A 25608-nucleotide genomic window follows, 5' to 3' on the forward strand; every position below is an offset into this window, starting at 1 on the left:
TGCTCATACTTTTGTTGACTGGCCGGGCGGGTTTGGTGGTCGATGCAGATGTGACCCTAGCAGGCAAGGCCAAATCTATAATCTCTGGCTATCCTCCAAGGGTAGGGCGCTGGTTGACCTGCCCTCCTGAATACCCCCTCACACACCCCATGAGCACACCCATTTTTACCGTTGCCGACATCCGCAAGACCTTTTTGGATTTCTTCGCTTCCAAGGGGCACACTGTTGTGGCGTCCAGCCCGTTGGTGCCGGGCAATGACCCGACGCTGATGTTCACCAATTCCGGCATGGTGCAGTTCAAGGACGTGTTTTTGGGCACTGACAAGCGCAGCTATGTGCGCGCGGCCTCGGTGCAAGCGTGCTTGCGTGCGGGCGGCAAACACAACGATTTGGAAAATGTGGGCTACACCGCGCGCCACCACACCTTTTTTGAGATGCTGGGCAATTGGAGCTTTGGCGACTACTTCAAGCGCGAAAGTCTCAAATGGGCTTGGGAGCTGCTGACCGAGGTTTACAAGCTGCCCAAAGAGCGTCTGCTGGCCACGGTGTATGCCGAAGACGATGAAGCCTACGATATTTGGACTAAAGAAATTGGCCTGCCCCCAGAGCGCGTGATTCGCATTGGCGATAACAAGGGTGCCCGTTACAAATCAGACAATTTCTGGATGATGGCCGACACTGGCCCCTGTGGCCCCTGCTCCGAAATCTTTTATGACCACGGCGAGCACATTCCCGGCGGCCCTCCGGGCAGCCCCGAAGAGGACGGCGACCGCTTTATTGAAATCTGGAACAACGTGTTCATGCAGTTCAATATGGCCGAAGACGGTTCGGTCACGCCGCTGCCTGCACCTTGCGTGGATACCGGCATGGGGCTGGAGCGTTTAGCTGCCATCTTGCAACATGTTCACAGCAACTACGAGATTGACCTGTTTGATGCCCTGATTAAAGCGGCCGCCCGCGAAACGGGTTGCACCGATCTGGGCCACAAGTCGCTGCGCGTGATTGCCGACCATATCCGCGCAACGGCTTTTTTGGTCAGCGATGGTGTCATCCCTAGCAACGAAGGCCGAGGCTATGTACAGCGCCGCATTGTGCGCCGCGCTATTCGGCACGGTTACAAACTGGGCCAAAAAACCCCGTTCTTCCATAAGCTGGTAGCCGACTTGGCACAGCTCATGGGCGATGCTTACCCGCAAATCCGTGCCCAACAGCAACGCATTACCGAGGTACTGAAGGCCGAAGAAGAACGCTTCTACGAGACCTTGGCCAACGGCATGGAAATTTTGGATGCGGCCTTGGCCGATGGTGCCAACACGCTGCCTGGCGAGATCGCCTTCAAGCTGCACGATACCTTCGGTTTTCCGTTGGATTTGACCAACGATGTCTGCCGTGAGCGCAGCGTGGCCGTGGACGAAGCCGGTTTTGCTGCCGCGATGGAAAAGCAAAAGGCCCAGGCCCGTGCCGCAGGCAAGTTCAAAATGGACAAGGCGCTCGATTACACGGGCGCAGGCAATACCTTTACCGGCTACGAGCATGTGCAAGAAGGGGCCGCCAAAATTGTTGCCCTGTATGTCGATGGCGTGAGCGTGGCCGAAATCAAATCCGGCCAGAGTGGTGTGGTGGTGCTCGATACCACACCGTTCTATGCTGAAAGTGGCGGCCAAGTGGGCGACCAAGGCCGTATTACCAGTGGTTCGGCACAGTTTGCTGTGGCCGATACCCTCAAAATCAAGGCCGATGTGTTTGGCCACCACGGCACACTGGAGCAAGGCACGCTCAACGTGGGCGACCATGTCTGCGCCCAAGTGAACACTGTGCTGCGTGCCGCCACCGTACGCAACCACAGTGCCACCCACTTGATGCACAAAGCCCTGCGCGAAGTGCTGGGCAGCCATGTGCAACAAAAAGGCAGTTTGGTTAATGCCGAACGCACCCGCTTTGACTTTGCCCACAATGCGCCGGTCACGGATGCTGAAATTCGCCAGATTGAAGCCTTGGTGAATGCAGAAATTTTGACCAATGCCGCTGCCCAAGCGCGGGTGATGGACATTGAATCGGCACAAAAAACCGGCGCGATGATGCTGTTTGGCGAAAAGTATGGCGAAACCGTGCGCGTGCTGGACATCGGCTCCAGCCGCGAGCTGTGTGGCGGCACCCATGTGCAGCGCACGGGCGATATTGGTCTGTTCAAGATCGTCGCTGAAAGCGGCGTGGCAGCAGGTGTGCGCCGCATCGAAGCCGTGACGGGCGACAACGCTCTGGCCTATCTGCAAGCATTAGAAGATGCCGTAGCCCAAGCTGCATCGGCCTTGCGTGCCCCTACAACAGAGGTCAACAGCCGCATCGCCCAGACGTTGGAGCAAATCAAGGCGCTAGAGAAAGAGGTGGCGGCGCTCAAGGGCAAGCTGGCCTCTAGCCAAGGCGATGAGCTAGCCACCCAAGCCACCGATGTGAAAGGCTTGAAAGTGCTGGCCGCAGTGCTGCCCGGTGCCGATGCCAAAACTCTGCGTGACACCCTCGACAAGCTCAAGGACAAGCTCAAGACGGCTGCTATCGTGCTGGCCGCTGTGGATGGCGACAAGGTGCAACTGGCCGCTGGGGTCACTGCCGACAGTGTGGGCAAAGTCAAAGCTGGCGAGCTGGTCAACTTTGTGGCCCAGCAAGTGGGGGGTAAGGGTGGTGGCAAGCCCGACATGGCGATGGCTGGCGGCACCAACGCCGCCCAATTGCCCGCTGCGTTGGCGAGCGTGCAGGCTTGGGTGGCTGAACGCCTTTGATGGCTGACTGAGGGGCAGGCTATGTAGTCTGCCCAAGGGTGCGAGAAGTGGAGCCGCAACAGCCGGACGGGGCCGGGCCACAGCAGCCCTGCGCTGCTGGCGTGGTGCTTGCCCCCAACATCGCAGCTGCAGCCAGCAGAGCGGCTTGCACAATCACGGCCTCTGGCACGGCCTCGTAAGATTGTCCGGCCAATTCCAAGGTTCGGCAGGGCGCGCCTTCGCAAGCAGCGCAACAGTTGCTTTGGCCGGTAGCGGCACCTAGCCAAGTTTCCAACGGTTGGCCGCCAATCCAAAGGCGGTTGGATTCGGCCGGTTGTGTCCGGAAGCTGTCTAAGGGGATTTCTTGGGTGTCTAACACTGGCTGCAACCCCAGTGGGGCCAGTGCTGTCTTTAACTGGGCCACGGCTTGCAGCAGGTTCTGGTGGGTACTGTGGCAGCGTTGACAGGTTTGCCCATCGGGGGTGACCAAGCGTTGCCAGACAATCGGCAGCGATTTCATACGGCAGTTTGCAGCCATTGCTGCACATCGGCTTTGTTTGGAATGCGTCCGCTGGCAACCAGCTTTTCATTGATAACCAGCCCTGGTGTTGAGAGCAGGTCATAGGCCATGATGGCCTGCATATCGGTTACTTTGACAAACTCGGCTTCAATGCCTGCCTCGGTGGCCGCTTCGCGGGCCACGGCTTCAAGTTTGCGGCAGTTAGAGCAGCCAGAGCCGAGGATTTTGACAGTCAACATAAGAATCTCCTTGCGGGTTGAAAAAACCATTCATAGCGGTGTGCGTGCTGCTTGTAAGCGATGCAGCCAGACCAACAAGCCAGCCAACATAGTGACAAAAATAGCCAAGCCCAAGGCCAGCGTTTGCCACGCTATGCCGTCTACCCAAGCCCCATACGAAAGCCCAGCCAGCACACTGAAAATAGCCACCAGCCCCACATAGGCAAAGGTTTTTGGGCGGCCAATCACCGCTATCACCATCAAAATGCTTTGCAGGCTTAACTCTGGATCGGCCATCAGGTAGGCCAATAATGGCCCTGGGTGCATGCCCAAGTCCAAAAACATCTTGGCTACTGGCACTTCGACCAGCGTTGGGAAATACATAAACACACCAAACAGCACAGCCACCATATTGGCCGCTATGGTGTTGCTGCCGGCCCAGCTTTCAATCCATTCGGGTTGAATCACTTGGCGCACCATGCCAACGATAAAAACACCAATGACCAACAGGCCAAAAATTTGTTTCACAAAGCGCCAAGCCTCCCAAAGCCAAGCTTGGCGGTCATCCGCCTCCAAGGCTTGCAGGTAATGCCAAACGGCCCACAAACACAGGCCCACGCCAAAGAAGCGCCCGGTCAGCGCCAATTCCAGCCCCTGGGTGTTGGGGGTCAGGCGCAAGGCTGCTATCAGCAGCGTGGCAGCGGTCAGGCCCAACGTGACCCATGTCCAACGGTTGGCCCCTTCAATGATGTTCTCTAGCCCCTGCCAAGCGGTGCTGGCAATGAACAACAGCAGCAGAATTAACACCGAGCCTTGGAAAGTGACCCCTTCTTCGCCTTTCGCAGCATCGTAGGGAACCCATTGGAACAAGGTGTCTTGCCAATCTTGTGCCCACGCCAGCGGCAACGTGATGGTGCCCAGGGTGCTGGTTAAAGGCCACAGTTTGAGCGTGCCAGCTATCAGCAGTGCCACCATCGATAGCAGCAGGCCGGTGGCCGCAGAACCCACGCGGGCTTTCTCGGCAAACAGGGCATCGGTTTGGGCATCATGGCTGGCATCATCACGCCAAAACAGCATGGCCATGAGCAGCCCGATACCCATGCCAAACAGCAGACACAGCACAAATCGTGCAGCAGCAAACTCCAGCCCCAAAATACTGCCGGTGTAGGCCAGAGCCATGATGTTCCCTGCTGGGGCAAAGAACAAAAAAGTGATGGCGGGGCCAACACCCGCCCCTTTGCGATAAATACCGGCAAACAAAGGCACGATAGTGCAAGAGCAGACCGCCAGCAGTGAGCCCGCTGCCGCCGCTGCTGGGTACGATATATGAACTGGTGTATTGCGGCCTAGCCAGCGTGTGATGCTGGCTTTGGGAATGAGTGCGGCCATAGCCCCAGCAATAAAGAAGGCAGGCAACAGGCACAACAGCACATGGGCTGCCAAATAGGCCGCCAAGTTGCCTGCACCACCTTCAAGCAATTGCAGAAAGTACGCCATCACATTTCCCTTTTTTAGACACCACAACAGCCACCGACACCCACACGCAAATTACAGCACTGCGCGTAAGCGGGGGGCTCTACCTGCAAGGTGGCATGGTGGATGTCGAAGTGCGTATGCAATAGATGTTCTGCTTGGTGCAGTATGGTTGTTACATCAGTTTGGGACGATTGCAAGACTACATGGGCGCTGAGTGCTACCTCGGAGGTGCCCAGCGCCCACACATGCAAATCGTGTACGTCAGTCACGCCCGGCAGTGCGAGCAGGTGCTGGCGCACTGCCGTGGTGTCGATGCGTTCGGGCACGCCATCCAACAGCAGATGCACCGATTGCCGCAGCAGATCCCAAGTGCCCCACACAATCACCACGGCAATCGCCAAACTCATCACTGGATCAATCCAGCTCCAGCCCTGCCAGAGATAAAGCCCGCCCCCCAACACCACCCCTAGCGACACCAGTGCATCGGCTACCATGTGCAAAAAAGCGCCACGGATGTTTAAATCTGTGGCCCGCCCACGCATAAACAGCAAGGCTGTGGCGGTGTTGATGACAATACCCACCCCGGCCACCGCAATGATGGCCCAGCCTTCAGTGGCTTGGGGTGTGCCCAAACGGTCAATGGCTTCCCAAGCCAAAGCCCCCATGGCCAACAGCAACAGCAGGGCATTCAGGACTGCTGCCACGATGGAGCCACGCTTCCAGCCATAAGTGTGGCGGTTGTTGGGGCGCAGTTTGGCGGCCCAAGCCCCTGCCCAAGCCAGCACCAAACCGGCCACATCGCTGAGGTTGTGCCCCGCATCGGCCAGCAGAGCCAGAGAGTTGATGCTCCAGCCATAAAAGGCCTCGATAGCCACAAAAGCCAAATTGAGCGCAATGCCAATGGCAAACGCTCGGCTAAAGTTGGCTGGGGCGTGGCTGTGGCTGCTATGGCTGTGTGCTGCACCCATCAGCTACCTTGTCGTGGTGGCTCGCGCAAAGCCCCATTGAGTTGATCGACCAGTTCGGCCCAATCGGAGTCTTGCAACAAGGCTTCGCGCAAGAAGGCGGCTTGGGCGCTACTCCAGAAGGGGGCATCTGCCAAAGAAACATGGCTATCAAGCGGACGGTGGGCGGCTAAAAAAGCACTGATGCCCTCTGTATCGGCAGGCAGGCCCAACTGGGCGAACAAATCGTGGAAGCGATGAACCGAGTTTTCCATGACGCAACTCCTGACGGTAAGAAAATTTCAGATGGTGTCACGGTCTTGTTATAAACCCCGTTGAAGGCATCGGTAAAGTAGCGGTTGACTATGCCCATGACAAAAACGATGCCTATCATGGGCATCAGCGAGCATGGCGGGCCGATTTGTCAACGGTTTTCTTGAGTTTTGTGTGGATGCCAAGCATTGACTAAAGCCACCAGTGATAGCATCACTGGCACTTCCACCAGTACGCCCACCACCGTAGCCAGTGCTGCACCCGAGTTCAGACCAAACAGAGAAATTGCCACTGCCACGGCCAATTCAAAGAAGTTGGAGGTGCCAATCAAGCACGCAGGCCCGGCCACGTTATGCGGTAGTTGCAGCCAGCGCGCACCCCACCAGCCAATAAAAAAGATACCGTAGCTTTGCACTATCAGGGGCACGGCAATCATGGCAATGACCAGCGGTTTAGCCACAATCGTTTCTGCCTGAAAACCAAACAGCAGCACCACGGTGGCAATCAGCCCAGTAACCGACCACGGCTTAATCCATGCGACAAAATCGGCCACGGCGTGCGCCGAACGTTGCTGCAATACATGGCGCGTTGCCATGCCCGCCAGCAGCGGCAACACCACATAGAGCACGGTCGAGAGCAACAGCGTTTCCCAAGGTACGGTCACGTTGGTCACGCCCAGCAAAAAGGCAGCAATGGGCGCAAAAGCCACCACCATAATCAAGTCATTGACAGAAACTTGCACCAGCGTGTAATTGGCATCGCCCTTGACCAATTGGCTCCAAACAAACACCATCGCCGTGCAGGGGGCTACGCCGAGCAAAATCATGCCAGCGATGTATTCACGGGCCGATGAGGCATCTACCCACGGTGCAAACAGATACTGAAAAAACACCACCCCCAGTGCCGCCATCGTGAATGGTTTGATCAGCCAGTTGACTGCCAAAGTCAGCGCCAGGCCTTGCGGCTTTTTACCTACATCCTTGACGGCAGCCCAGTCAATTTGGATCATCATGGGGTAAATCATCACCCAGACAAATACGGCCACCACCAAATTGACTTGGGCCACTTCCAGTGCCGCAATGGCTTGAAACAGGCTGGGCAGCATCAGGCCCAAGGCAACGCCAGCCCCAATGCCCAAGGCGACCCAAAGGGTCAAAAAACGCTCAAATAAGCCCATGCCTTGGCCCCATCAGTCGCAGGTATGGCCGATATGGCCCAACTCTTGTTGCAACGAGAGCTGATCGAGCTTGGCTAATGGCAAACTCAAAAACAGCGAGATGCGCCGATGCAACAGACGGAACACCTCGCTAAAGGCTTTCTCCACATTGTCGGGGCTGCTTTTCACGTTGGCTGGGTCTTGCAAACCCCAATGGGCTGACATGGGCTGGCCCGGCCAGATGGGGCAGGTTTCGCCAGCGGCTTGGTCGCACACCGTGAGTACAAAATCCATCGGTGGTGCATCGGGCTGGGCAAACTCTTCCCAATTTTTGCTGCGCAGCCCTTCGGTGGGGATTTTGTGGCGTTGCAGCAGGGCCAACGCTTGCGGATGCACTTGGCTGGTGGGGCGGCTACCAGCACTGTAAGCACGAAATTTGCCACCACCCAATTGGTTGAGCAAGGCTTCGGCCATGATGCTGCGGGCAGAATTGTGCGTACAAATAAACAGCACGTTGTAGACGGGACTGGACATGGTAAGAACGCTTTCTGGAGTGGATGGAGCTTCACAGGCCGTGCAGGCCAGCAAAGGTGTTTCTAGGCACGCTTCACCTTGGCAACAATGCGCTGTCAGGTAAGACAGCAATTCATTCATCGAGGCAATGGCGGCGCGGTAGATTTGGTGTCGGCCTTGGCGCTGCACCTGTACCAAGCCAGCAGCGTGCAACTCTTTCAGGTGAAAAGACAACACCGTGGCCGAGGCTCCTAAGCACTCAGCCATGCTGCTGGGGGTCAAGCCTTGCGGCCCAGCCACCACCAGCAGCCTAAACAAACGCAGCCGGGTCTCTTGTGCCAAAGCGCCCAAGGCGCGCACCACTTGTGCTTCATCCATGGTTGTTGCTGGTTTCTTTTGATAAGGGCAGGGCCAGCGTTGCCAACCAACACAGCCCTAGCATCAGGGCCGAGCCTATCAGGGCATAGAGCAAGCCGCCCCATTGGTAGAGCAGCCCCGACAGCAACGTGCCGACAAAACGCCCGAGCGCATTGGCCGCGTAATAAAAGCCGACATCTTCTGCCGCCTTCTCTGAACCCGCATAAGCCAAAATCAAATACGAATGCACCGAAGAATTGACGGCAAAAGCAAAACCAAACAGGCACAGTCCGCCCACCACCACCCACTCCAAAGCGGGTGCTTGGAATGCCACGGCCAAGGCCAGCCCCATCGGGACAAAGGCCAGCAAAGCCGACCACCAGCGCGCCGCTGGCACTTCACTGCTGAGGCCATCGCTGCTGCGCCGCACTAAGTGGGGGGCCAGTGCCTGCACCAAGCCGTAGCCGATAGTCCAAGCAGCCAAAAAACTGCCGACCATAGTGAAGTTCCAACCCGCCGAATACAAAAACACCGGCAAACTGACCACAAACCACACATCGCGGGCACCAAATAGCACTACCCGGGCTGCTGCTAAGGCATTGATACCGGCATTTTTGGCAAACAATTCTTTGGCCGAGCCAGAGGCTTTGCTCTTGCCCATCATCTGTGGCAACGAGGTGACTACGCCCAGCAACACCAGCCCCAGCAATGCCGCCATCGCCCAGAGCGAGGCTTGGAAACCCAGCGTTTGCAACAGCAAGCCGCCCAAAAAGAAGCCAATGCCCTTCATGGCATTTTTGCTGCCAGTAAACCATGCCACCCAGCGGAACAACTGGCCCGTGCCCTGTTCTTTGGCCTGTGCTTGCGTGACTTTGATGGCCGATTTGCTAGCGGTTTTGGTCAAATCTTTGGCTACACCGCAAACGCCCTGTGCCAGCACCACCCAAGCCACCGACATGGCTGCCGTCCATGCAGGGTTCAGCAGCGACAGCAGGGTAAAGCCGGTAATTTGCGTCGCCAACCCCACCGTCAACATGCGGGTAATGCCGTAGCGCGTAGCCAGCCAACCGCCCAGCAAATTGGCCGCAATGCCAGCTGCCTCGTACAGCAGAAACAAAAAGGCCAGCGTGACGGAGGAATAACCCAACTGGTAAAAATGCAGCAGCACCAACATGCGCAAAGCACCATCAGTGAGCGTGAAGCCCCAGTAGGAAGCTGTGACGATGGCATAGTGGCGCTCGGCGGCATTCATGCTAGATGCCTACCTGTTGCATGTGGCAAGCCAAATCGACCATGCGGCAGGCATAACCCATTTCGTTGTCGTACCAAGCGTAGACCTTGAGCAAGGTGCCATCTGTGACCAGTGTGGACAGGGCATCGACAATCGAGCTGCGCGTGTCGCGGGCGTAGTCGGCACTGACCAGCGGGCGCTCCTCGTAGCCCAAAATACCGGCCAGTGGCCCGGCTGCGGCTGCTTTGAACAGGGCATTGACTTCTTCGGCGCTGGTGGCGCGTTGCAACTCAAACACGCAATCGGTGAGTGAGGCATTGAGCACGGGTGCGCGCACCGCATGGCCGTTGAGTTTGCCTTTCAGTTCGGGATAAATCAGTGCAATGGCGCTGGCGCTGCCGGTAGTGGTGGGGGCCAGACTCAGCATGGCACTGCGGGCGCGGCGCAGGTCTTTGTGTGGGGCATCCACTACCAAATTGGTATTGGTGGGGTCGTGGATGGTGGTGATTTGTCCATGCCGAATGCCAATGTTCTCGTGTACCACTTTGACCACTGGGGCCAAACAATTGGTGGTGCAAGAGGCTGCGGTGACGATCTGGTCGCGCGCCGGGTCGTATTGCTGGTGGTTGATACCAACCACTATGTTGAGCACCCCGCCCACCTTGACCGGCGCTGCCACGATTACCCGTTTGGCCCCACGTTGCAGGTGGCCTTGAATGGTCTCGGGGGTTAAAAATTTGCCGGTGCATTCCAGCACCACCTCGACCCCCAAATCTCCCCAAGGAATATCAGCGGGTTGGGCATGGCTGCTGAAGGACAAACGTTGCGCGCCAATAGCCACCGCTTGTTCCCCTTCGGCATGGATGGGGGTGCGCCACGGGCCTTGCACGCTGTCAAAGGCCAACAGGTGCGCGGTGGCAGCAGCCCCGCCTTTGATTTCGTTCAGGTGCACCACCTCTAAGCGGTTGCCTGCGCGTGGGTCATCCAAGCTGCGTTCTGCCGCCCCCAAAGCCGCACGCAGTGCCAAACGCCCAATGCGGCCCATGCCGTTGATGCCCACTTTCATCGCAGTCTTGCCTTTCTGGTGCAAATGATTTGATATTTGTTGAAATATAAAATCATTTTATGACAAACCTGTGTCGCGATATACTGAAGTTGGGTGCCAAACCGTGGGGGTTGGGCAGGTTCATGCGAAGGTCGGGCCGCCTCGCGGTTCCTCTTCGTCTTTTTATATGCCCCCTACGCTGATCCACGGTATTGGTGCGGTGCTGTTTGCTTTGGCAGTGCTGCACACCTTTTCCACCAAATTTTTTGAACGCTTAGCCCACACCCGACCCCGCCATGCGGGTATTTGGCATTTGCTGGGTGAGGTGGAGGTGGTTTTCGGTTTTTGGGCGATGGTGCTGATGCTATGGATGTTTGGCATTGAAGGCGAAGACAAGGCCGTGGCTTATCTGGATTCCAGAAACTTTACCGAACCCGTGTTTGTCTTTGCCATCATGGTGATGGCTGGCACCCGGCCTATTTTGCAGTGCGTGGGTGCGCTGGTGCGCTCTATAGCACGCTACACCCCATTGCCTTCTGGCATGGCCTTGTATTTTCTGTTGCTCTCGGTGGTGCCGTTGTTAGGCTCCTTCATCACCGAGCCTGCGGCGATGACCCTGGCCGCTTTGATGTTGCGCGATACCGTGTTGGCGCGTTCAGTATCTACCCCGCTGAAATATGTCACTCTGGGGGTGCTGTTTGTCAACATCTCGATTGGTGGCACCTTGACGCCTTTTGCGGCACCACCGGTCTTGATGGTGGCTGCTGTATGGAACTGGGACATCTGGTTTATGGTGGCCCACTTTGGCTGGAAGGCAGCGGTGGCCGTTTTTATCAATGCAGGCTGTGCAATGCTGCTGTTTCGCAAAGAGTTGGTGCATGTGGCTACTACACCACCACATGCCCAAGACCCGGCTGTGCCTGTCAGTGTGGTGCTGGTGCATCTGGTATTTTTGGCGCTGGTGGTCGTTTTTGCCCACCACCCGGCGGTGTTCATGGGCTTGTTTCTGTTCTTTTTGGGGTTTTGGACGGCCTATCAGCGCCACCAGACCCCGCTCATTTTGCGCGAGGCCTTGCTGGTGGCCTTTTTTCTGGCGGGGTTGGTGGTGCTCGGTGGTTTGCAACAATGGTGGTTGGAGCCGTTGTTGATGGGGATGGACGCGAATACGGTATTTTTTGGCGCAGTGGCGCTGACGGCCATCACCGACAACGCCGCCTTGACCTATCTGGGATCTTTGGTCGATGGCCTGAGCCTGGAGTTCAAAACCGCCTTGGTGGCTGGGGCTGTCACAGGCGGTGGTTTGACCCTGATTGCCAACGCTCCCAATCCCGCCGGGGCCGCTATCTTGAAAGGAAAGTTCTCTGATCAGTCCATTCAGCCTTTGGGTTTGCTGATAGCCGCCCTACCGCCAACGCTGGTAGCCATACTGGCTTTCCGGCTACTTTGAAACAACTGACAAAGGAGATATGGATGATGAAAATAGGTGTGTTGGGTTATGGCAGGGCTGGCAAGGCGGTAGTGAACGTGCTGTCCAGCGACCCACGCTTTGAATTGCGTTGGGTGATGCGGGGCCGCGCTGCCACAGCTACACCGCTGGAAGGGCTGGAGCAAGCTCTGTTGGTCGGGTTAGAGGGCTTGGATTTAGAGCAGTGGTTCGATCAGCATCCCGTCGATGCCGTGGTCGATTTTTCGCAGGCGGACGCGGTCTACCGCTATGGCGAGCTGCTGCGCGAGCGCGGCATCATGTTGGTCAGTGCCATTTCTGCCTATAGCCCCGAGCATCTGGAGTATCTGCGCCAGATGGGCCAAGACACCCGGGTGATGAGTTCACCCAATATCACCTTGGGCATCAATTTTCTGTTGTTGGCAGCCAAGATGTTGCGTGAGATCGCGCCGTTTGCCGATGTGGAAGTGATAGAGCAGCATTTCCGTGACAAACCAGAAGTGTCGGGCACTGCCCGCAAAATTGCCGAAACCTTGCATTTGGAAGATGACCGTATCACCTCCTTGCGCTTGGGGGGCATCGTGGGGCACCACGAAGTGGTGTTTGGTTTTCCGCACCAGACGGTGCGTTTAGTCCATGACTCTATTCGGCGCGAGGCGTTTGGCACGGGTGCAGCGTTTGCTTTGGAAGAGCTGGCCCGATGTGACAAGGGGTTCTACAGTTTTGACGATCTGTTGATGCAAAAAATTCGCCATCAGCTTTTGAACATGGGCGGGTAATCGGCGGTGTTTTAGAAGAATTCGACATCGTCGTGGGCGATCTGCACCACCAGATCGCCACTGGCTATCAGATCGTCATAAAAGCAGACTTGGTTGCGGCCATGTTCTTTGGCGTAATAGAGTGCCTGATCCGCTTGGCCCAAGATTTCTACCGGGGCACCGTGGGTAGCATTGACAAAGCCGATGCTCACGGTGACCTGCCCTACCTGTGGAAAGGGGTAAACCTGCACAGCTTCCCGAAAACGGTTCAGGGCGTTGCGTGTTTCTTCGAGGCTGATCGAGCGCAGCAGCACCACAAACTCTTCGCCGCCAAAACGGAAAATCCGGTCGTTTGAGCGAAAAGAGCTGCGTAACACGTTGGCCACCAAAATCAGCACTTCATCGCCATACAGATGACCAAAACGGTCATTGACCTGTTTGAAGTGGTCGATATCGATCACTGCCAGCCATTGCTCTGCCTTGTGGGGCGTATTGTCGCTGGCGCTGCTGTAGCTTTGCCGGGAGAACTGCTCGTCAAAGGTCTTGCGGTTGTACAAATCTGTCAGGGCATCGCGCTCGCTGTAGTCCAGCAGGCTTTGGTAGTTTTGGTAGACATTGAAAATGCCCGTGATGACCTCCAGCCGATGCACTGAAAAAGGGCGTTTTTGGCTGATTTCCAAACAGGTACTGACTTTGTCGTGCATCCATACCGGTAACCACAGCACATGGTAGCCCCGCCGGGGAGAGGCAATCACATGGCTTTCGTGGCCGCGCACACAGGCAGCCAGCTCGGGCAGGTTTTCTAGGGGTTGCTGCTGCGGGTCTTTGCTCGGCTCCATATCGGTAGACACCCAGTCTTGGGGGCCTTTCCAGGTGCGGGGCCGCAGGTGCATCACGCCATCGATGGTGAACAACTCCAGCGCACGCACTTCTACGATGTTGGAGAGCTTTTGTAAGGTGGATAACACCGATACTTCCAGGCGCAGGTGGTCGCGCTGACCTGTCATTTCGACCAGATTTTGCAAAATGGGCTTCATGGTGTCGGTGTGCCTTGAATGGGTAATTTCAGGAGCGGCGCAAAAAAACCAGATCCCAAACGCCGTGGCCCAGACGCAAACCCCGGTTCTCGAATTTGGTCAGAGGGCGATAGTCAGGCTGGACAGCATAGCCATCGGTTTGGTGGCTGCTGTTGTGCAGGAGTGGTTCGGCACCAAGCACCTCTAGCATTTGCTCTGCATAGGGTTGCCAGTCGGTGGCGCAGTGCAGATAGCCACTGGGCTTGAGCCGTGCAGCCAGTTTAGCAACCAGAGGGGGTTGAATCAGGCGGCGCTTGTTGTGTTTTTTCTTGTGCCACGGGTCGGGAAAGAAGATATGGATGCCATCCAAGCTGGCTGGGGCCAGCATGTGGTCAATCACTTCTACGGCATCGTGTTGCAGGATGCGGATGTTTTGGATGTCTTGTTCGCCAATGCGCTTGAGCAAAGCGCCCACGCCGGGCTCATGCACTTCGCAGCACAGAAAGTTGTCGTTGGGGCGCACATGGGCAATATGTGCAGTGGCTTCGCCCATGCCAAAGCCAATTTCCAGAATTAAGGGTGCGTTGCGGCCAAACACAGCAGGTGCCTCTAACAGCTGGCCGCTGTAGGGCAGGATAAAGCGTGGCCCCAACTCTTCAAAAGCCTTGGTTTGGCCCGAGGTGGTGCGTCCGGCGCGGCGTACGAAGCTCTTGATGGTTTTGGGGTAGGCCACGCCAGCAGGAGCTTGGGGGCTGGGCTGGGAAGCGGCAACAGAAGTGGCATCCATGCCAAGAATGGGGGTGGGGTTGGGGGTTGCAGTCACAGGGGCTGATTGTAGAGATGCGTCCAAGCCCTGATCCACAGGGCCAGGGCATCTGACAGTGTAGCCTGCTCTGATGTCACTTTGGGTAGTTGGAGCACTTGGGCGGCTGCTGACAAGGCCTGTAAGGGCGAACGCAGATCGAGGGCAGGAGCGCCGTGCTGTTTGGAGAGCTTTTCTCCATTGGCTGCACACACTAGCGGGGTGTGCAGGTAGTGGGGGGTGGGCAGGCCCAATGCCTGTTGTAACAACATTTGGCGTGGCGTATTGTCTGCCAAATCTTCTCCACGGACGATGTGGGTAATCCCTTGGGCGCCGTCGTCCACGACCACCGCCAGTTGGTAGGCCCACAGCCCATCGGCCCGCCGCAGCACAAAGTCCCCCACGCTTTGGGCCACATTTTGCTGTTGTGGCCCCAGACGCCGGTCGTTCCAGGTGACGGTAGGCGCGTCCTGTGTGTTGAAGCGCCAGGCACGGGCCGTGCGTCCATGCAGACCTTGACGGCAGGTGCCGGGATAAGGCATGAGGGCATGCCGTTCGCGGGACTGCCCCTGCGCAGCGTGGATTTCGGCAATGTCTTTGCGTGAACAGGCGCAGGGGTAGGCCAAGCCTTGGGCGGCCAATTGATCCAGTGCCTGTTGGTAGGCTGCCGAGCGGCTGGATTGCCGCAGCGGTGGCGCATCGGGTTGCAGTCCACAGGTAGCGAGCTGGTGCAGGATGGTATCGGCTGCACCAGGCATGCAGCGCGGTGTGTCTATGTCTTCGATGCGCACCAGCCAGCGCCCGCCCCGTCCTTGATTCCAAGCGCGGGCATCGAGCCAACTGGCCAGTGCTGCGACCAAGGAGCCTGCATGCAATGGCCCTGTGGGGGACGGGGCAAAGCGGCCCACATAGACAGGCTGTATGTTCATGCGCCTGGAGGGATGGCCTTCATGCTCTCGAGCATGCCTGTGGCGATCTGCTGCTGGAAGTTGACGCTGAAATCCACGGCCAAGGCCAGTTCCAGACCAGAAAGGAAGGCGTCTTCTAGCCGGTGGCCCAAACACCAGTCGCCGCAAGCGCCAATGCCCATATGGCTGTCCAACAGGTGGCTTCTGCCTAAGGGTTGGGTGGTTTGGGCGTGGCGCCAGCGGCGCATTTCAACATAGCCGGGTTGGGCATGGATGCCCGTGACTTCGGCAAAGGCTTTGAGCAGTTTGGCTTGTACCCGACTGCTGTCATCGTTGAGGTGTTCATGCGACCAAGCTGGGCTGGCCTGTACGGTCCAACGCTCTACGATACCGCGTTGGGGTTTGGAGGATTCACGCGCCAGCCACGCAATGCGGTGGTGGGTGCTGCGGGCTGCATTCCATTGTGGCCCTAAGGTGGTCAGGCCGGGACGTACTGATTGTGGGAATGCCAGCATCATCGTCCAACAGGGGGCAGTGATAACGCCCGCAATTTCTGCCACCAAAGGGGTTTGAATGCCCGACTGGGTCAGCAGCGATCTGGCGGGATCGGCAGGCTGTGCCAGCAGCACGGCATCAAAGCCTGCTACTACCTGTTGGGCGCCGTCTGGGCTTTGGGCACGCACCTGCCAATGCTGTGGTTTGACCGGATCGCGCTCAATGGCGACGACATGGGCATTGGTGTGCAAGTGGCCGCCTTGGCGCAGAGGCTCAGCCCAAGCATCGGCCAGGGCGGACATGCCCGGTGTGGCTACCCAATGGGCTTCTCCAGGGGGTTGGCTGGCAGAGGCTACATGGCCTGTGGCGTCGAGTACCCGAATGGCATTGGCACTCCAAGGCCGGAACACGTTGGGCGCGGTGTCCAGCGCCAGTGCAAAGCGTTCATCGCGGATAGTGAAGTATTGCGCCCCAGCATCGAAACTGCCAAATGGTGAATCGTGGGTGGCAGTGCGCCCGCCCACTTGGTTGGATTTTTCGAACACTGTGACTTGGTGGCCTGCTTGCAACAGTGTGCGGGCGCAGGCAATGCCTGCGACTCCGGCACCAACCACAGCAAAGTGGCGTGGACTCTGGGGAGAATGGCTGCTGTGCAGGCGGCTGGAGCGAACAGAAGAAGTGGCAGGGGTACGGCGAGGCATGGCAGACCTTTCAGCAAGCGAGGGGGGAAGCAGACCTTGGCACTCTACACTGCCCGCAGGCAGATTCTGCTAAAAGTGATGGTGGTTTTCCAGTAGGGCTATTCGGGTCGCACGGCTGCGCAGTTGTTCTAGCCACCATTGCAGTGCCCGTCCCGGTGGTTTGGCACTGCCCTTCCAGGCATAGTGCAAACGCACATTGCGCTCAGAGCGGGCAACCCGCCGCGCAACCAGCCGACCTGCCTCAAGATAGGGCCGGGCCATCGCGATGGGCAGAAAACCACAGCCTAAGCCCCGCAGTTGCACCTGAAGTTTGGCCTGCATCGAATCGACGGTCAGCACATCTTGCCCACCCAGCAGACCGATGCTGGTGTTGTCGCTGTGGGCTGAGTCGGCCACTGCCACCAGCCGGTGTTGTAGCAAGTGGGCATCACTGATTGGCTCTGGCGTATGGGCCAATGGGTGGTGTGGTGCCACGGCAAACAGAAAGGTGCTGTCGCCCAGCACCTCTAACTGCAATCCGGCTACATTGCTCGCATTGACTCCCACACCAATAGCCAAATCTGCCCGTCCTGAGGTCAGGGCTTCTAAGGTGCCCGAGAGAATTTCATCGCGCAGTTTGAGCCGGGTGGGGGGATGCAGTGCGTAGAACGCCTGTACCAGCTCCAAGATGGTGTGGGGGGAGATCACGCCGTCGATGGCGATGGTCAGCTGTGGCTCCCAGCCGGTAGCAACACGACGCACCCGGTGGGCTACGGCATCGATGTCTTGCAACAAGCGTTGGCCTTCGCGCAGTAACTCGGTGCCTGCCGGGGTAGGGCGGGCTTGGCGGGAACTGCGGTCAAACAGCAGTACATCCAGAGCCTCTTCGATTTGGCGTACGCGGTAGGTTAGTGCACTGGGCACAAGCCCTAGTGTGCGAGCCGCAGCGGCAAAACTGCCAGCCACCGCAATTTCATGCAACATAGCCAGGCTATCGGGCGTCAGGACATCGCGTGGATTTCGCATGGTGGCGGGTTATTGATTGCAATTTTTTGCATTATCCCGTCAAGTGGCCTGCACGCCAACGCAGGCGCTGCCGCCTACAGTCAAGGCTTCTAATCGATGAGAGGAGAAATGCCATGTTGGTTATTCGCAAATCACAAGATCGAGGCTATGCCGACCACGGCTGGCTGCGTTCTTATCACAGCTTTTCTTTTGCGGGCTACTACGACCCAGAGCATATGGGTTTTGGCAATCTGCGCGTGATTAACGAGGATTGGATTGCCCCCGGCACCGGCTTTGGTGCCCACGGCCATCGAGATATGGAAATCATTACCTATGTGCTGGCGGGGGAGCTGGCGCACGAAGACAGCATGGGCCATGTTCGCACGGTCTCTCCTGGCGAGGTGCAGCGCATGAGTGCAGGCAGCGGTGTGGTACACAGCGAGTTCAACCATGCTGCGGGGCAGCAAACCCATCTGTTGCAAATATGGATCATGCCGCATACCCGTGGCATGGCACCAAGCTATGAGCAAAAACGGTTTGAGGCTCAACGTAAACAGGGCCGTCTGTGCCTGTTGGCATCACCCGATGGCGCACAAGACTCGGTACAAATCCATGCGGATGCCTCGTTGTATGCGGGGCTCTTAGATGGCCATGCCGAGGTGACGCTGGCGCTGAACCCCACGCGCAAAGCCTATGTCTTTTTGGCGCGTGGCAGTTTACAAGTGAACGGACAGCCTTTAAGCGCCGGGGATGCCGCCTTGCTCAGTGCAGAAAGCCATTTGACGCTGAACCAAGCGCAAGCGGCTGAAGTGCTGGTGTTTGATCTGGCCCCCTGATACCTTAGAACAAGGGGCTGGGCGGCGGTGGTATTTAGGCAGCGCGTGCCAGCAAGGTCTCGACGATTTTGTTGGCTAATTGCGATACGGCCAATGCCGCCGGACAGCCGGGAGTGAGCAATTGCAGCAGTTGGCGGCGCATCACGGCCTCGCGCACTGCGGGGTCGGCAGGGATGTCACCCATGTGGATCAGGCGCAAAGGCCGCCCCGAATCGGTCATGACAAAGCGGTCAATGACCTGCTGCAACTGGCCGGTAATGGCACGGCCATCACCGGGGCGTGCTGCCTGGTTGACGATCATGCGAACATGCTGGCGTTTTTGCTGCATGGCCAACACCTTGATGGCGGCATAAGCGTCGGTGAGCGAGGTTGGCTCTGGTGTAGCCACAATCAGCACCTCAGAGGCCAACGAGATAGAAAACAGCACCACTTCGGAGATGCCGGCACCAGTGTCGAGCAAGATCACATCGAAGTAGGGGGCCAGCTTTTGCACGGCATGGTAGAACTGGCTGCGCACCTCTTGTGTCAGGCGCGAGTATTCGACCATGCCCGAACCCGCCAATAGCACCGAGAAACCACCGGGTGCCGCCACGACCGCTTCTTCAAGGCGTGCCTTACCAGTGAACACATCGTGCAAGGTGAGTTTGGGATGCAGGTTGAGCACCACATCCAGATTGGCCAAACCGAGGTCGGCATCAAGTACCAGCACACGTTTGCCGCGCCGGGCCAGGGCAGCGGCCAGATTGGCAGAAACAAAAGTTTTGCCCACACCACCCTTGCCACTGGTCACGGCAATGATGCGGGCACCGGAGTACCGGGACGCCTCAGGGGCGTCTGCATGGAGGGTTTGGGTGGACGGCGCGTCGCTCATCTCGTCGCTTTCAAAAGGCGCTGTCGGTCGGGTTTTGGGGAGACGGATCATCCCAGCCGGACGGCGGGTAAAGCGTGCCAAACAGCAGGCCTTTCTCTTCTGCAGTCACGGTGCTGCTGGGTTGTTCTTCTATGTGTACGCGGTTGCGCCCGGCCGATTTTGCTTTGTAGAGTTGCAAGTCGGCCCGATCTACCCACAGCGAGGCCGTTGAACGTATCCATTGCAGTGCAAAGGCACCGCCTATGCTGATGGTGACATGCACTTCTTTGGAGGGGGCAATGCGTATGGGGGTGGCCTCGACAGCTTGCCGAATGCGCTCGGCCACGGTGTGACCAAAAGCCGCCTGACAGCCAGGCAATACCACCGCGAATTCTTCGCCGCCGTAGCGGGCCAAGGTGTCCATAGGGCGCACACAGGTGCTGAGGATGCGGGCAATTTCCTGCAACACCCTGTCGCCGGCCAAATGGCCGTGGTTGTCATTGACTTGCTTAAAGTGGTCAATATCCAGCAGCAGCAGCAGGGCGGATTCGCCTGAGCGGGCCACACGGTCGATTTCGCATTCGACCACGTTCAGGAAGTGGCGCCGGTTGGCCAGCCCCGTCAAGGGGTCGCGCAGCGATAGCTCACACAACCCATCAATCATGGATTGCAGATAGCGGGTGGCGTTGGGGGGGGCTGTAGGTTGCGCCGTGACCGGGCCTACCAACGCCCGCGCCTCGTCCAGACGCAGATCGTGCAGGTCAACGAGGTGGGAAGGTGTAGCAGGTGACACGGCAGGTGTAGGCACAGTGCGTTAAGTATAACCCCGCGCAGTGACCTACTGCGCCAGACAGCCCCCAAATCCTCTGGGGCTGCACAGGGCTACCGTCAGTACGGCTCAGGCCCGTTGGATAATACGATGCTACGACCTTCCCTCCCGGCGTTGCTGGGCCGCTGTCAGGTGCGCAGCTTTTTGTAGCGCAGCCCTAGGGCGTCCCAGCCCGCAACAAAAAGATTTGTGCATGACAAAACCACCTCCTTCCCTGATGGGGCGCATTGCGCTGGCTATCAGCAGTTTTTTTGCCATCATTGCCCGGCCTGATTTTGCGGCCAGTGTGGCGCAGTTGCGCGATGGCGTGCCAGTGGCTGCTCCAGTAGCGCCTGCCCCTGTAGCCACACCTGTGGCACCAGCGCCTGCCGCCCCAGTATGGCAGGCACCGCCAGAGACGGCTGCTTTGCAACTGTTGGGCCTCTTGCAGCGTGAAGCACGGTTTGTCGATTTTATGGAGCAGGATGTGGCCGCATTCTCGGATGCTGAGATTGGTGGTGCAGCCCGTGTTGTGCATGAGGGCTGTCGCAAGGTATTACGTGAGCATTTCACCATTGCCACGGTGCGCACTGAGGCTGAAGGCAGCCGCATTACGTTGCCTGCCGGTTTTGATGCAACGGCGGTGCGTGTTACAGGGAATGTGGTGGGACAGCCACCCTTTACGGGTACGCTGGTACACCAAGGCTGGCGCGTGAGTGACAGCCGTCTGCCCCAACTGGCCCAAGGCCATGATGCCCGTGTGCTGGCCCCGGCGGAGGTAGAACTGTGAGCTTTGCCCCCTTGAACCAACCCCCCCGCTATACCGTGGGCATCGACTTGGGCACCACCCACTGCGCGTTGTCTTGGGTAGATACCCAAACCAGCGATGGCGAAAAAGTGGCCCAGGGTGTGTTAGAAATCCCGCAACTCACTGGCCCCGGTGCGGTGGAGGGCAAGACGTTGTTGCCCTCGTTCATGTATCTGCCCCATGCCAGCGAGATGGCCTCTGGTGATTTGGCCCTGCCTTGGGTGGCAGCACAAGACTTTGCCGTGGGTGAACTGGCGCGCAGTCGGGGGGCGGCCACGCCCATTCGTTTGGTGAGCAGTGCCAAAAGCTGGCTCTGCCATCCCGGTGTGGATCGGCGTGGCCCAGTTTTGCCGGTAGATGCGCCCGAAGAGGTGCAGCGCGTCTCGCCGTTAGAGGCTTCTATCCGTTACTTGTCGCACCTGAAGGCTGCTTGGGATCAGCAGCATCCCGAGGCGCCGCTGGCACAGCAGGAGGTGACCGTCACTATTCCAGCCTCATTTGACCCGGCGGCCTGCGAATTGACTGCAGAAGCCGCCCAGTCTGCTGGTTTTCATCACCTCACCTTGTTGGAGGAGCCTCAGGCGGCGTTGTACAGCTGGATTGAGCGCAGTGCTGGTCAGTGGCGCAAGCAAGTGCGCCAAGGCGACATCATTCTGGTGGTGGATGTAGGCGGCGGTACCACCGACTTGTCGCTGATGGCGGTGCTCGAGCGCGATGGCAATTTGGAGTTGCAGCGTGTGGCGGTGGGTGAGCATATTTTGCTCGGTGGCGACAACATGGATTTGGCACTGGCCTACGGTGTAGCGCGCAAGTTGGCCGCTGAGGGCAAACAGTTAGACCCTTGGCAGACGCGGGCTTTGGCCCATGCCTGCCGCAGCGCCAAAGAAACCTTGTTCAGCGATGCTACCGTGATGGCCGTGCCAGTGGTGGTGCCTAGCCGAGGCTCCAAGCTGATTGGTGGCTCTATCCGCACTGAAGTCACGCGCCAAGAGTTAGAGCAAACCTTGCTGGAGGGGTTTTTCCCGTCCGCAGCGGTGTCGGATCAGCCTATCAGCCGTGCCCGTGCCGCCTTGACGCAATTGGGCCTGCCCTATGCGCAGGATGCGGCTATCACCCGGCATTTGGCGGCCTTTCTGACCCGTCAACGCGGTGCCACGGCGCAATTGGAGGGCTTGGGCAGCAGCTTGCCAGAGGCCGCTACCTTCTTACACCCGACGGCGGTGCTGTTCAATGGCGGTGTGCTCAAGTCGGGTGCGATTGCTGATCGCGTGCTGGGCACCCTCAATGGTTGGTTGCAAGCCGAAGGAGCCGCCCCAGCACGTTTGTTGGCTGGTGCTGATTTGGATTTGGCCGTAGCCCGCGGTGCGGCCTACTATGGCTATGTGCGCCGGGGCCGAGGCGTGCGCATTCGGGGCGGTACGGCACAGGCTTATTACGTGGCTGTGGAGTCTTCGATGCCTGCTATTCCGGGGATGGAGCCGCCGATTCAGGCGCTGTGCTTGGCGCCCTTTGGCATGGAAGAAGGCAGTGAGGCTACCTTACCCGGCCAAGAGTTTGGCTTGGTGGTGGGCGAGTCGGTGCATTTTCGCTTCTTCGGCTCTTCGGTGCGCCGCCAAGACCAAGTTGGCACAACGCTCGATTTCTGGGCACCTGATGAGCTGCACGAATTGCAAGCCATTGAAGCCCACTTGCCCACCCAAGGGCGCACGGCTGGCGAGGTGGTGCGTGTGCGCCTCCACGCCCGTATCACCGAAGCGGGTGTGCTGGAACTGGAAGCCCTGCCCGTGGGGGGCACGGAGCGTTGGAAGGTTGAGTTGGACGCTCGGGGTGAGGCCCAGCCCGCACAGCCGTGAGCGCACGCTATAGCGTTGGCATTGACCTGGGCACGAGCCACACGGTAGTGGCTTATGCCGCCTTGGGCCGGGCCAAAGATGCCGCAGGTGTGCAGTTGCTGCCCATGAAGCAACTGGTGGGGCCGGGGGCACTGGCCGAGCAGGTGCTGCTGCCCTCGGTGCGCTACCACCCAGCACCGGGAGAGCTGCCGCCCGTGGCCTTGCAGCCAATGTGGTTAGAGCCGCAGCACCAAGGTCAAGCCCAACAGCCACCTGCTGTGCTGGGGCGCTATGCCCGTGATTTGGGGGCACAGGTGCCGGGGCGCTTGGTCAGCAGTGCCAAAAGTTGGTTGTCCCATGCGGGGGTGGATCGCATGGCGGCTATCTTGCCTTGGGGGGCGGCGGACGATGTCCCCAAAATATCGCCAGTGTTGGCCAGTGCCAGTTATTTGGCCCATGTGCGTGCGGTATGGAATGCGCGTTTTCCCAAATCGCCACTAGAACAGCAAGACATCATCCTCACAGTGCCGGCCTCCTTTGATGAGGGGGCACGCGCCTTGACGCTGGAGGCTGCCTGCCACGCCGGTTTGCCCACAGTGCGGCTACTGGAGGAGCCACAGGCGGCTTTTCAGGACTGGCTACTGCGCCATGCCCAGCATTGCGCAGATACGTTGGCACAGTCGCGGCTGGTGCTGGTGTGCGATGTGGGGGGCGGTACCACCGACTTAACGTTGATTCAGGTAGAGCATGGCCAGGGTGCTGTGCCCCAGCTCACGCGCATGGGGGTGGGTGACCACCTGATGCTGGGTGGCGATAACATGGACTTGGCGCTGGCGCATTGGGTAGAGCGCCGTTTGGGGGGCACAGCGCCGCTATCGGCCACACGTTTGGCGCAATTGGTGCAGCGGTGCCGGGTGGCTAAAGAACTGCTGCTGGGGCCAGACGCCCCTGAACGCGCCACGGTCACCTTGTTGGGTGCGGGTTCGCAATTGTTGGGGGCGGCCCGTTCGGTCGAGATCAGCCGTGCAGATCTGGAGCTGCTGGTGGTCGATGGCTTTTTGCCGCACGAGCCTGCCAGCGCCCGGCCCCAGCGGCGGCGGTCGGGCATTGTGGAGTTTGGTCTGCCCTACCCGGCTGATGCCGCTATTACCCGCCATTTGGCTGATTTCTTGGCCCGCCATGCCGAACTAGGGCTGCCCGATACCTTGCTGCTCAACGGTGGTGTGTTTCGCGCTCCGGCCTTGGCACAGCGGCTGGAACAGGTGTTGGCCTCTTGGCGCGGCGCACCGTTGCAGGTGCTGCACAACGATGCGCCCGATGTGGCTGTGGCCCGTGGTGCGGTAGCCCATGCACTGGTGCGCGCTGGCCGGGTGCCTGCTTTGGGGGCTGGAATTGGTGGTGGGTCGGCGCGCAGCTATTTTTTGCTGCTCGAACATAGCAACCCAGACACTAAGCCACAGGGCATTTGTGTGCTGCCACGGGGCACGCCAGAGGGTGTGCCAGTGCATCTGGCCGATCATGTTTTTGCGCTGCGCTTGGGGCAGGCCGTGCGTTTCCATTTGCTGTCGTCCTCGGCCAGCACACCTTGGCAAGCAGGAGATGTGGTCTTGCTCGAGGGCGATGATGCAGCACAGTTTGTGCGGCTGCCGCAATTGTCGGCGGTGTTGCCCTGCCCCGAAGGTCAACGCCGTCGGGAGGTGCGAGTGCAGCTCACAGCCAGCATCACCGAAGTAGGTACTTTGGAGATGCATTGCACGCAGGCAGATGACGCAGCGCAACGTTGGTCGTTGGCTTTTGAGCTGCGTGGCGGTGTGCAAGGCGCTGATGCGCAGCATACTGCCGCCACAGCACCACCGCACCCACGGCTGCCCGAGGCACTGGCGCAGATTGAGCGTATTTTTGGCACCGGCACCCACAAACCCGAGGCCCGTGAGGTGCGCCAGTTGCGCCAAACCCTAGAGCGCCTGCTGGGCCGCCGTGAAGAATGGAGTCTGCCCCTGCTGCGTGGTTTGTTTGATGCCCTGTGGGCTGGTGCCAAGCGCCGTCGCCGCAGTGCCGAGCACGAGCGTGTTTGGCTCAATTTGGCAGGTTACTGTCTGCGGCCGGGTACTGGCGCACCGTTGGACGCGTGGCGGGTAGAACAACTTTGGACGTTGTTTCCCCAAGGCATCCAGTATGTGGCCGAAAGTGGCAACTGGTCAGAATGGTGGACACTGTGGCGCCGTACTGCCGCAGGCCTGAACGAGGCCCAACAACTGCAACTATTGGAGCCATTGGTCGGCCATTTGGAAACCATCGCAGATGCCCCGCGCAGCAAGTCTCCCCTGCATGGCAGCTATGACGACATGGTGCGCTTGGCCGCCACGCTCGAGCAGGTGCCGGCAGGGCATCGGGTGGATATTGGGCATTGGTTGCTCGACCGCTGGCAGCGTCACCCTGAAAAAGCCCACACTTGGTGGGCGCTGGGGCGTTTGGGCGCGCGTGTACCGTTGTATGGCAGTGCCCACCATGTGGTGCCTGCCGATACAGCCCTACTCTGGTTGCAGGTGCTGCTGGGGCTGGATTGGAAACAGGTAGAGCCTGCCGCTTTTGCTGCCGTTCAGTTGGCCCGTTGTAGTGGCGACCGCGCCCGCGACCTGCCTTGGCCGGTGCGTGAGCAGGTGATGGCACGTTTGCAAGCTGCCAAGGCTCCCCCGGCGTGGGGGGCGATGGTGCGCGAAGTGCTGGCGCTGGACGAAGCCGACCAACGCCGCAGCTTTGGTGAGGCGCTGCCGCCGGGTTTGCAGCTGCTCCATACTGGAGCTGACCAGCTCGGGTAACATTCACACCTTGAATCGTTAGGCATGGTGACATGCCGGGCGGTGTTGGCCGCGTGGC

23 protein-coding genes and 1 pseudogene are annotated in these 25608 nt (G+C 58.8%); 7 read left to right on the top strand and 17 right to left on the bottom strand.

Annotated elements, in window-relative coordinates; translation table 11 throughout:
- The first annotated feature begins 149 nt into the window (after positions 1–149).
- Positions 150–2777 carry an alanine--tRNA ligase gene (gene alaS / locus ACYVB2_RS06015; protein WP_382434120.1) on the top strand — a complete coding sequence of 876 codons (2628 nt, stop codon included), beginning with the start codon at positions 150–152 and terminating at the stop codon, positions 2775–2777.
- Between the two features lie 19 nt (positions 2778–2796).
- On the opposite strand, the gene ACYVB2_RS06020 is transcribed toward alaS, so the two are convergent.
- The 10 genes and pseudogenes from ACYVB2_RS06020 to ACYVB2_RS06065 all read right to left on the bottom strand — a co-directional run bounded on the left by ACYVB2_RS06020 (position 2797) and on the right by ACYVB2_RS06065 (position 10510).
- Entirely contained in the window at positions 2797–3276 is a 480-nt protein-coding gene (locus ACYVB2_RS06020) for a DUF2703 domain-containing protein (RefSeq protein ID WP_382434096.1), read from the bottom strand.
- Complete coding sequence (locus ACYVB2_RS06025) at positions 3273–3515, bottom strand: thioredoxin family protein (RefSeq protein ID WP_382434094.1); 243 nt, start codon at positions 3513–3515, stop codon at positions 3273–3275. The genes ACYVB2_RS06020 and ACYVB2_RS06025 overlap by 4 nt, the downstream gene beginning before the upstream one ends.
- Before the next feature lie 30 nt (positions 3516–3545).
- The gene (locus tag ACYVB2_RS06030; RefSeq protein WP_382434092.1) at positions 3546–4991 is read right to left on the bottom strand and encodes a permease; all 1446 of its coding nucleotides are present in this window, start codon (positions 4989–4991) and stop codon (positions 3546–3548) included.
- Between the two features lie 14 nt (positions 4992–5005).
- Positions 5006–5938, bottom strand: a complete 933-nt coding sequence (locus tag ACYVB2_RS06035) for a cation diffusion facilitator family transporter (protein ID WP_382434090.1) — start codon at positions 5936–5938, stop codon at positions 5006–5008.
- Complete coding sequence (locus ACYVB2_RS06040; RefSeq protein ID WP_382434088.1) at positions 5938–6189, bottom strand: DUF2789 domain-containing protein; 252 nt, start codon at positions 6187–6189, stop codon at positions 5938–5940. Before ACYVB2_RS06040 ends, ACYVB2_RS06035 begins: the two co-directional genes overlap by 1 nt.
- Before the next feature lie 149 nt (positions 6190–6338).
- Complete coding sequence (gene arsB, locus ACYVB2_RS06045) at positions 6339–7364, bottom strand: ACR3 family arsenite efflux transporter (protein WP_382434086.1); 1026 nt, start codon at positions 7362–7364, stop codon at positions 6339–6341.
- A gap of 12 nt (positions 7365–7376) precedes the next feature.
- On the bottom strand, positions 7377–7877 hold the full coding sequence (locus tag ACYVB2_RS06050; protein WP_382434118.1) for an arsenate reductase ArsC: 501 nt from the start codon (positions 7875–7877) through the stop codon (positions 7377–7379).
- Between the two features lie 177 nt (positions 7878–8054).
- Positions 8055–8234, bottom strand: a pseudogene (locus ACYVB2_RS06055) (ArsR/SmtB family transcription factor); the annotation flags it as partial.
- On the bottom strand, positions 8227–9465 hold the full coding sequence (gene arsJ, locus ACYVB2_RS06060; RefSeq protein WP_382434084.1) for an organoarsenical effux MFS transporter ArsJ: 1239 nt from the start codon (positions 9463–9465) through the stop codon (positions 8227–8229). The gene arsJ and the pseudogene ACYVB2_RS06055, both read right to left, overlap by 8 nt.
- 1 nt (position 9466) lies before the next feature.
- Positions 9467–10510 (bottom strand): ArsJ-associated glyceraldehyde-3-phosphate dehydrogenase, encoded by a 1044-nt coding sequence (locus tag ACYVB2_RS06065; RefSeq protein ID WP_382434082.1) that lies wholly within the window; start codon positions 10508–10510, stop codon positions 9467–9469.
- Positions 10511–10676: 166 nt separating this feature from the next.
- Here ACYVB2_RS06065 and ACYVB2_RS06070 point away from each other — a divergent pair, with 166 nt between their 5' ends.
- Both ACYVB2_RS06070 and ACYVB2_RS06075 read left to right on the top strand, forming a co-directional pair.
- A complete protein-coding gene (locus ACYVB2_RS06070) occupies positions 10677–11936 on the top strand; it encodes a putative Na+/H+ antiporter (protein ID WP_382434080.1) in 1260 nt (419 codons plus the stop codon).
- Between the two features lie 23 nt (positions 11937–11959).
- On the top strand, positions 11960–12712 hold the full coding sequence (locus ACYVB2_RS06075; RefSeq protein ID WP_382434078.1) for a 4-hydroxy-tetrahydrodipicolinate reductase: 753 nt from the start codon (positions 11960–11962) through the stop codon (positions 12710–12712).
- Between the two features lie 11 nt (positions 12713–12723).
- On the opposite strand, the gene ACYVB2_RS06080 is transcribed toward ACYVB2_RS06075, so the two are convergent.
- The 5 genes from ACYVB2_RS06080 to ACYVB2_RS06100 form a co-directional block, all read right to left on the bottom strand.
- The gene (locus ACYVB2_RS06080) at positions 12724–13728 is read right to left on the bottom strand and encodes a GGDEF domain-containing protein (RefSeq protein ID WP_382434076.1); all 1005 of its coding nucleotides are present in this window, start codon (positions 13726–13728) and stop codon (positions 12724–12726) included.
- 28 nt (positions 13729–13756) lie between these two features.
- Entirely contained in the window at positions 13757–14494 is a 738-nt protein-coding gene (gene trmB, locus ACYVB2_RS06085) for a tRNA (guanosine(46)-N7)-methyltransferase TrmB (protein ID WP_382434116.1), read from the bottom strand.
- Positions 14495–14526: 32 nt separating this feature from the next.
- A complete protein-coding gene (gene gluQRS / locus ACYVB2_RS06090; RefSeq protein WP_382434074.1) occupies positions 14527–15438 on the bottom strand; it encodes a tRNA glutamyl-Q(34) synthetase GluQRS in 912 nt (303 codons plus the stop codon).
- The gene (locus tag ACYVB2_RS06095) at positions 15435–16613 is read right to left on the bottom strand and encodes an NAD(P)/FAD-dependent oxidoreductase (protein ID WP_382434073.1); all 1179 of its coding nucleotides are present in this window, start codon (positions 16611–16613) and stop codon (positions 15435–15437) included. The genes gluQRS and ACYVB2_RS06095 overlap by 4 nt, the downstream gene beginning before the upstream one ends.
- A 69-nt stretch (positions 16614–16682) precedes the next feature.
- The gene (locus ACYVB2_RS06100) at positions 16683–17618 is read right to left on the bottom strand and encodes a LysR family transcriptional regulator (RefSeq protein WP_382434071.1); all 936 of its coding nucleotides are present in this window, start codon (positions 17616–17618) and stop codon (positions 16683–16685) included.
- Positions 17619–17731: 113 nt separating this feature from the next.
- Between ACYVB2_RS06100 and ACYVB2_RS06105 the strand changes: the two genes are divergently transcribed.
- The gene (locus ACYVB2_RS06105) at positions 17732–18433 is read left to right on the top strand and encodes a pirin family protein (RefSeq protein WP_382434069.1); all 702 of its coding nucleotides are present in this window, start codon (positions 17732–17734) and stop codon (positions 18431–18433) included.
- 34 nt (positions 18434–18467) lie between these two features.
- Here ACYVB2_RS06105 and ACYVB2_RS06110 read toward each other — a convergent pair whose 3' ends face one another.
- Together ACYVB2_RS06110 and ACYVB2_RS06115 are read right to left on the bottom strand one after the other, a co-directional pair.
- A complete protein-coding gene (locus tag ACYVB2_RS06110; protein WP_382434067.1) occupies positions 18468–19304 on the bottom strand; it encodes a MinD/ParA family protein in 837 nt (278 codons plus the stop codon).
- 10 nt (positions 19305–19314) lie between these two features.
- Positions 19315–20076, bottom strand: coding sequence for a GGDEF domain-containing protein (locus ACYVB2_RS06115; RefSeq protein WP_460535721.1), 762 nt, complete (start codon positions 20074–20076; stop codon positions 19315–19317).
- Between the two features lie 229 nt (positions 20077–20305).
- On the opposite strand from ACYVB2_RS06115, the gene ACYVB2_RS06120 reads away from it, so the two are divergent.
- The 3 genes from ACYVB2_RS06120 to ACYVB2_RS06130 are packed head-to-tail and all read left to right on the top strand — an operon-like array spanning position 20306 to position 25550.
- Positions 20306–20881: a DUF2760 domain-containing protein gene (locus ACYVB2_RS06120; RefSeq protein ID WP_382434063.1), complete on the top strand. Its 576-nt coding sequence runs from the start codon at positions 20306–20308 to the stop codon at positions 20879–20881.
- On the top strand, positions 20878–22752 hold the full coding sequence (locus ACYVB2_RS06125; protein ID WP_382434061.1) for an Hsp70 family protein: 1875 nt from the start codon (positions 20878–20880) through the stop codon (positions 22750–22752). The genes ACYVB2_RS06120 and ACYVB2_RS06125 overlap by 4 nt, the downstream gene beginning before the upstream one ends.
- On the top strand, positions 22749–25550 hold the full coding sequence (locus ACYVB2_RS06130) for an Hsp70 family protein (RefSeq protein WP_382434059.1): 2802 nt from the start codon (positions 22749–22751) through the stop codon (positions 25548–25550). The genes ACYVB2_RS06125 and ACYVB2_RS06130 overlap by 4 nt, the downstream gene beginning before the upstream one ends.
- Positions 25551–25608 lie beyond the last annotated feature (58 nt).

It is taken from the genome of Giesbergeria giesbergeri, assembly GCF_054779375.1.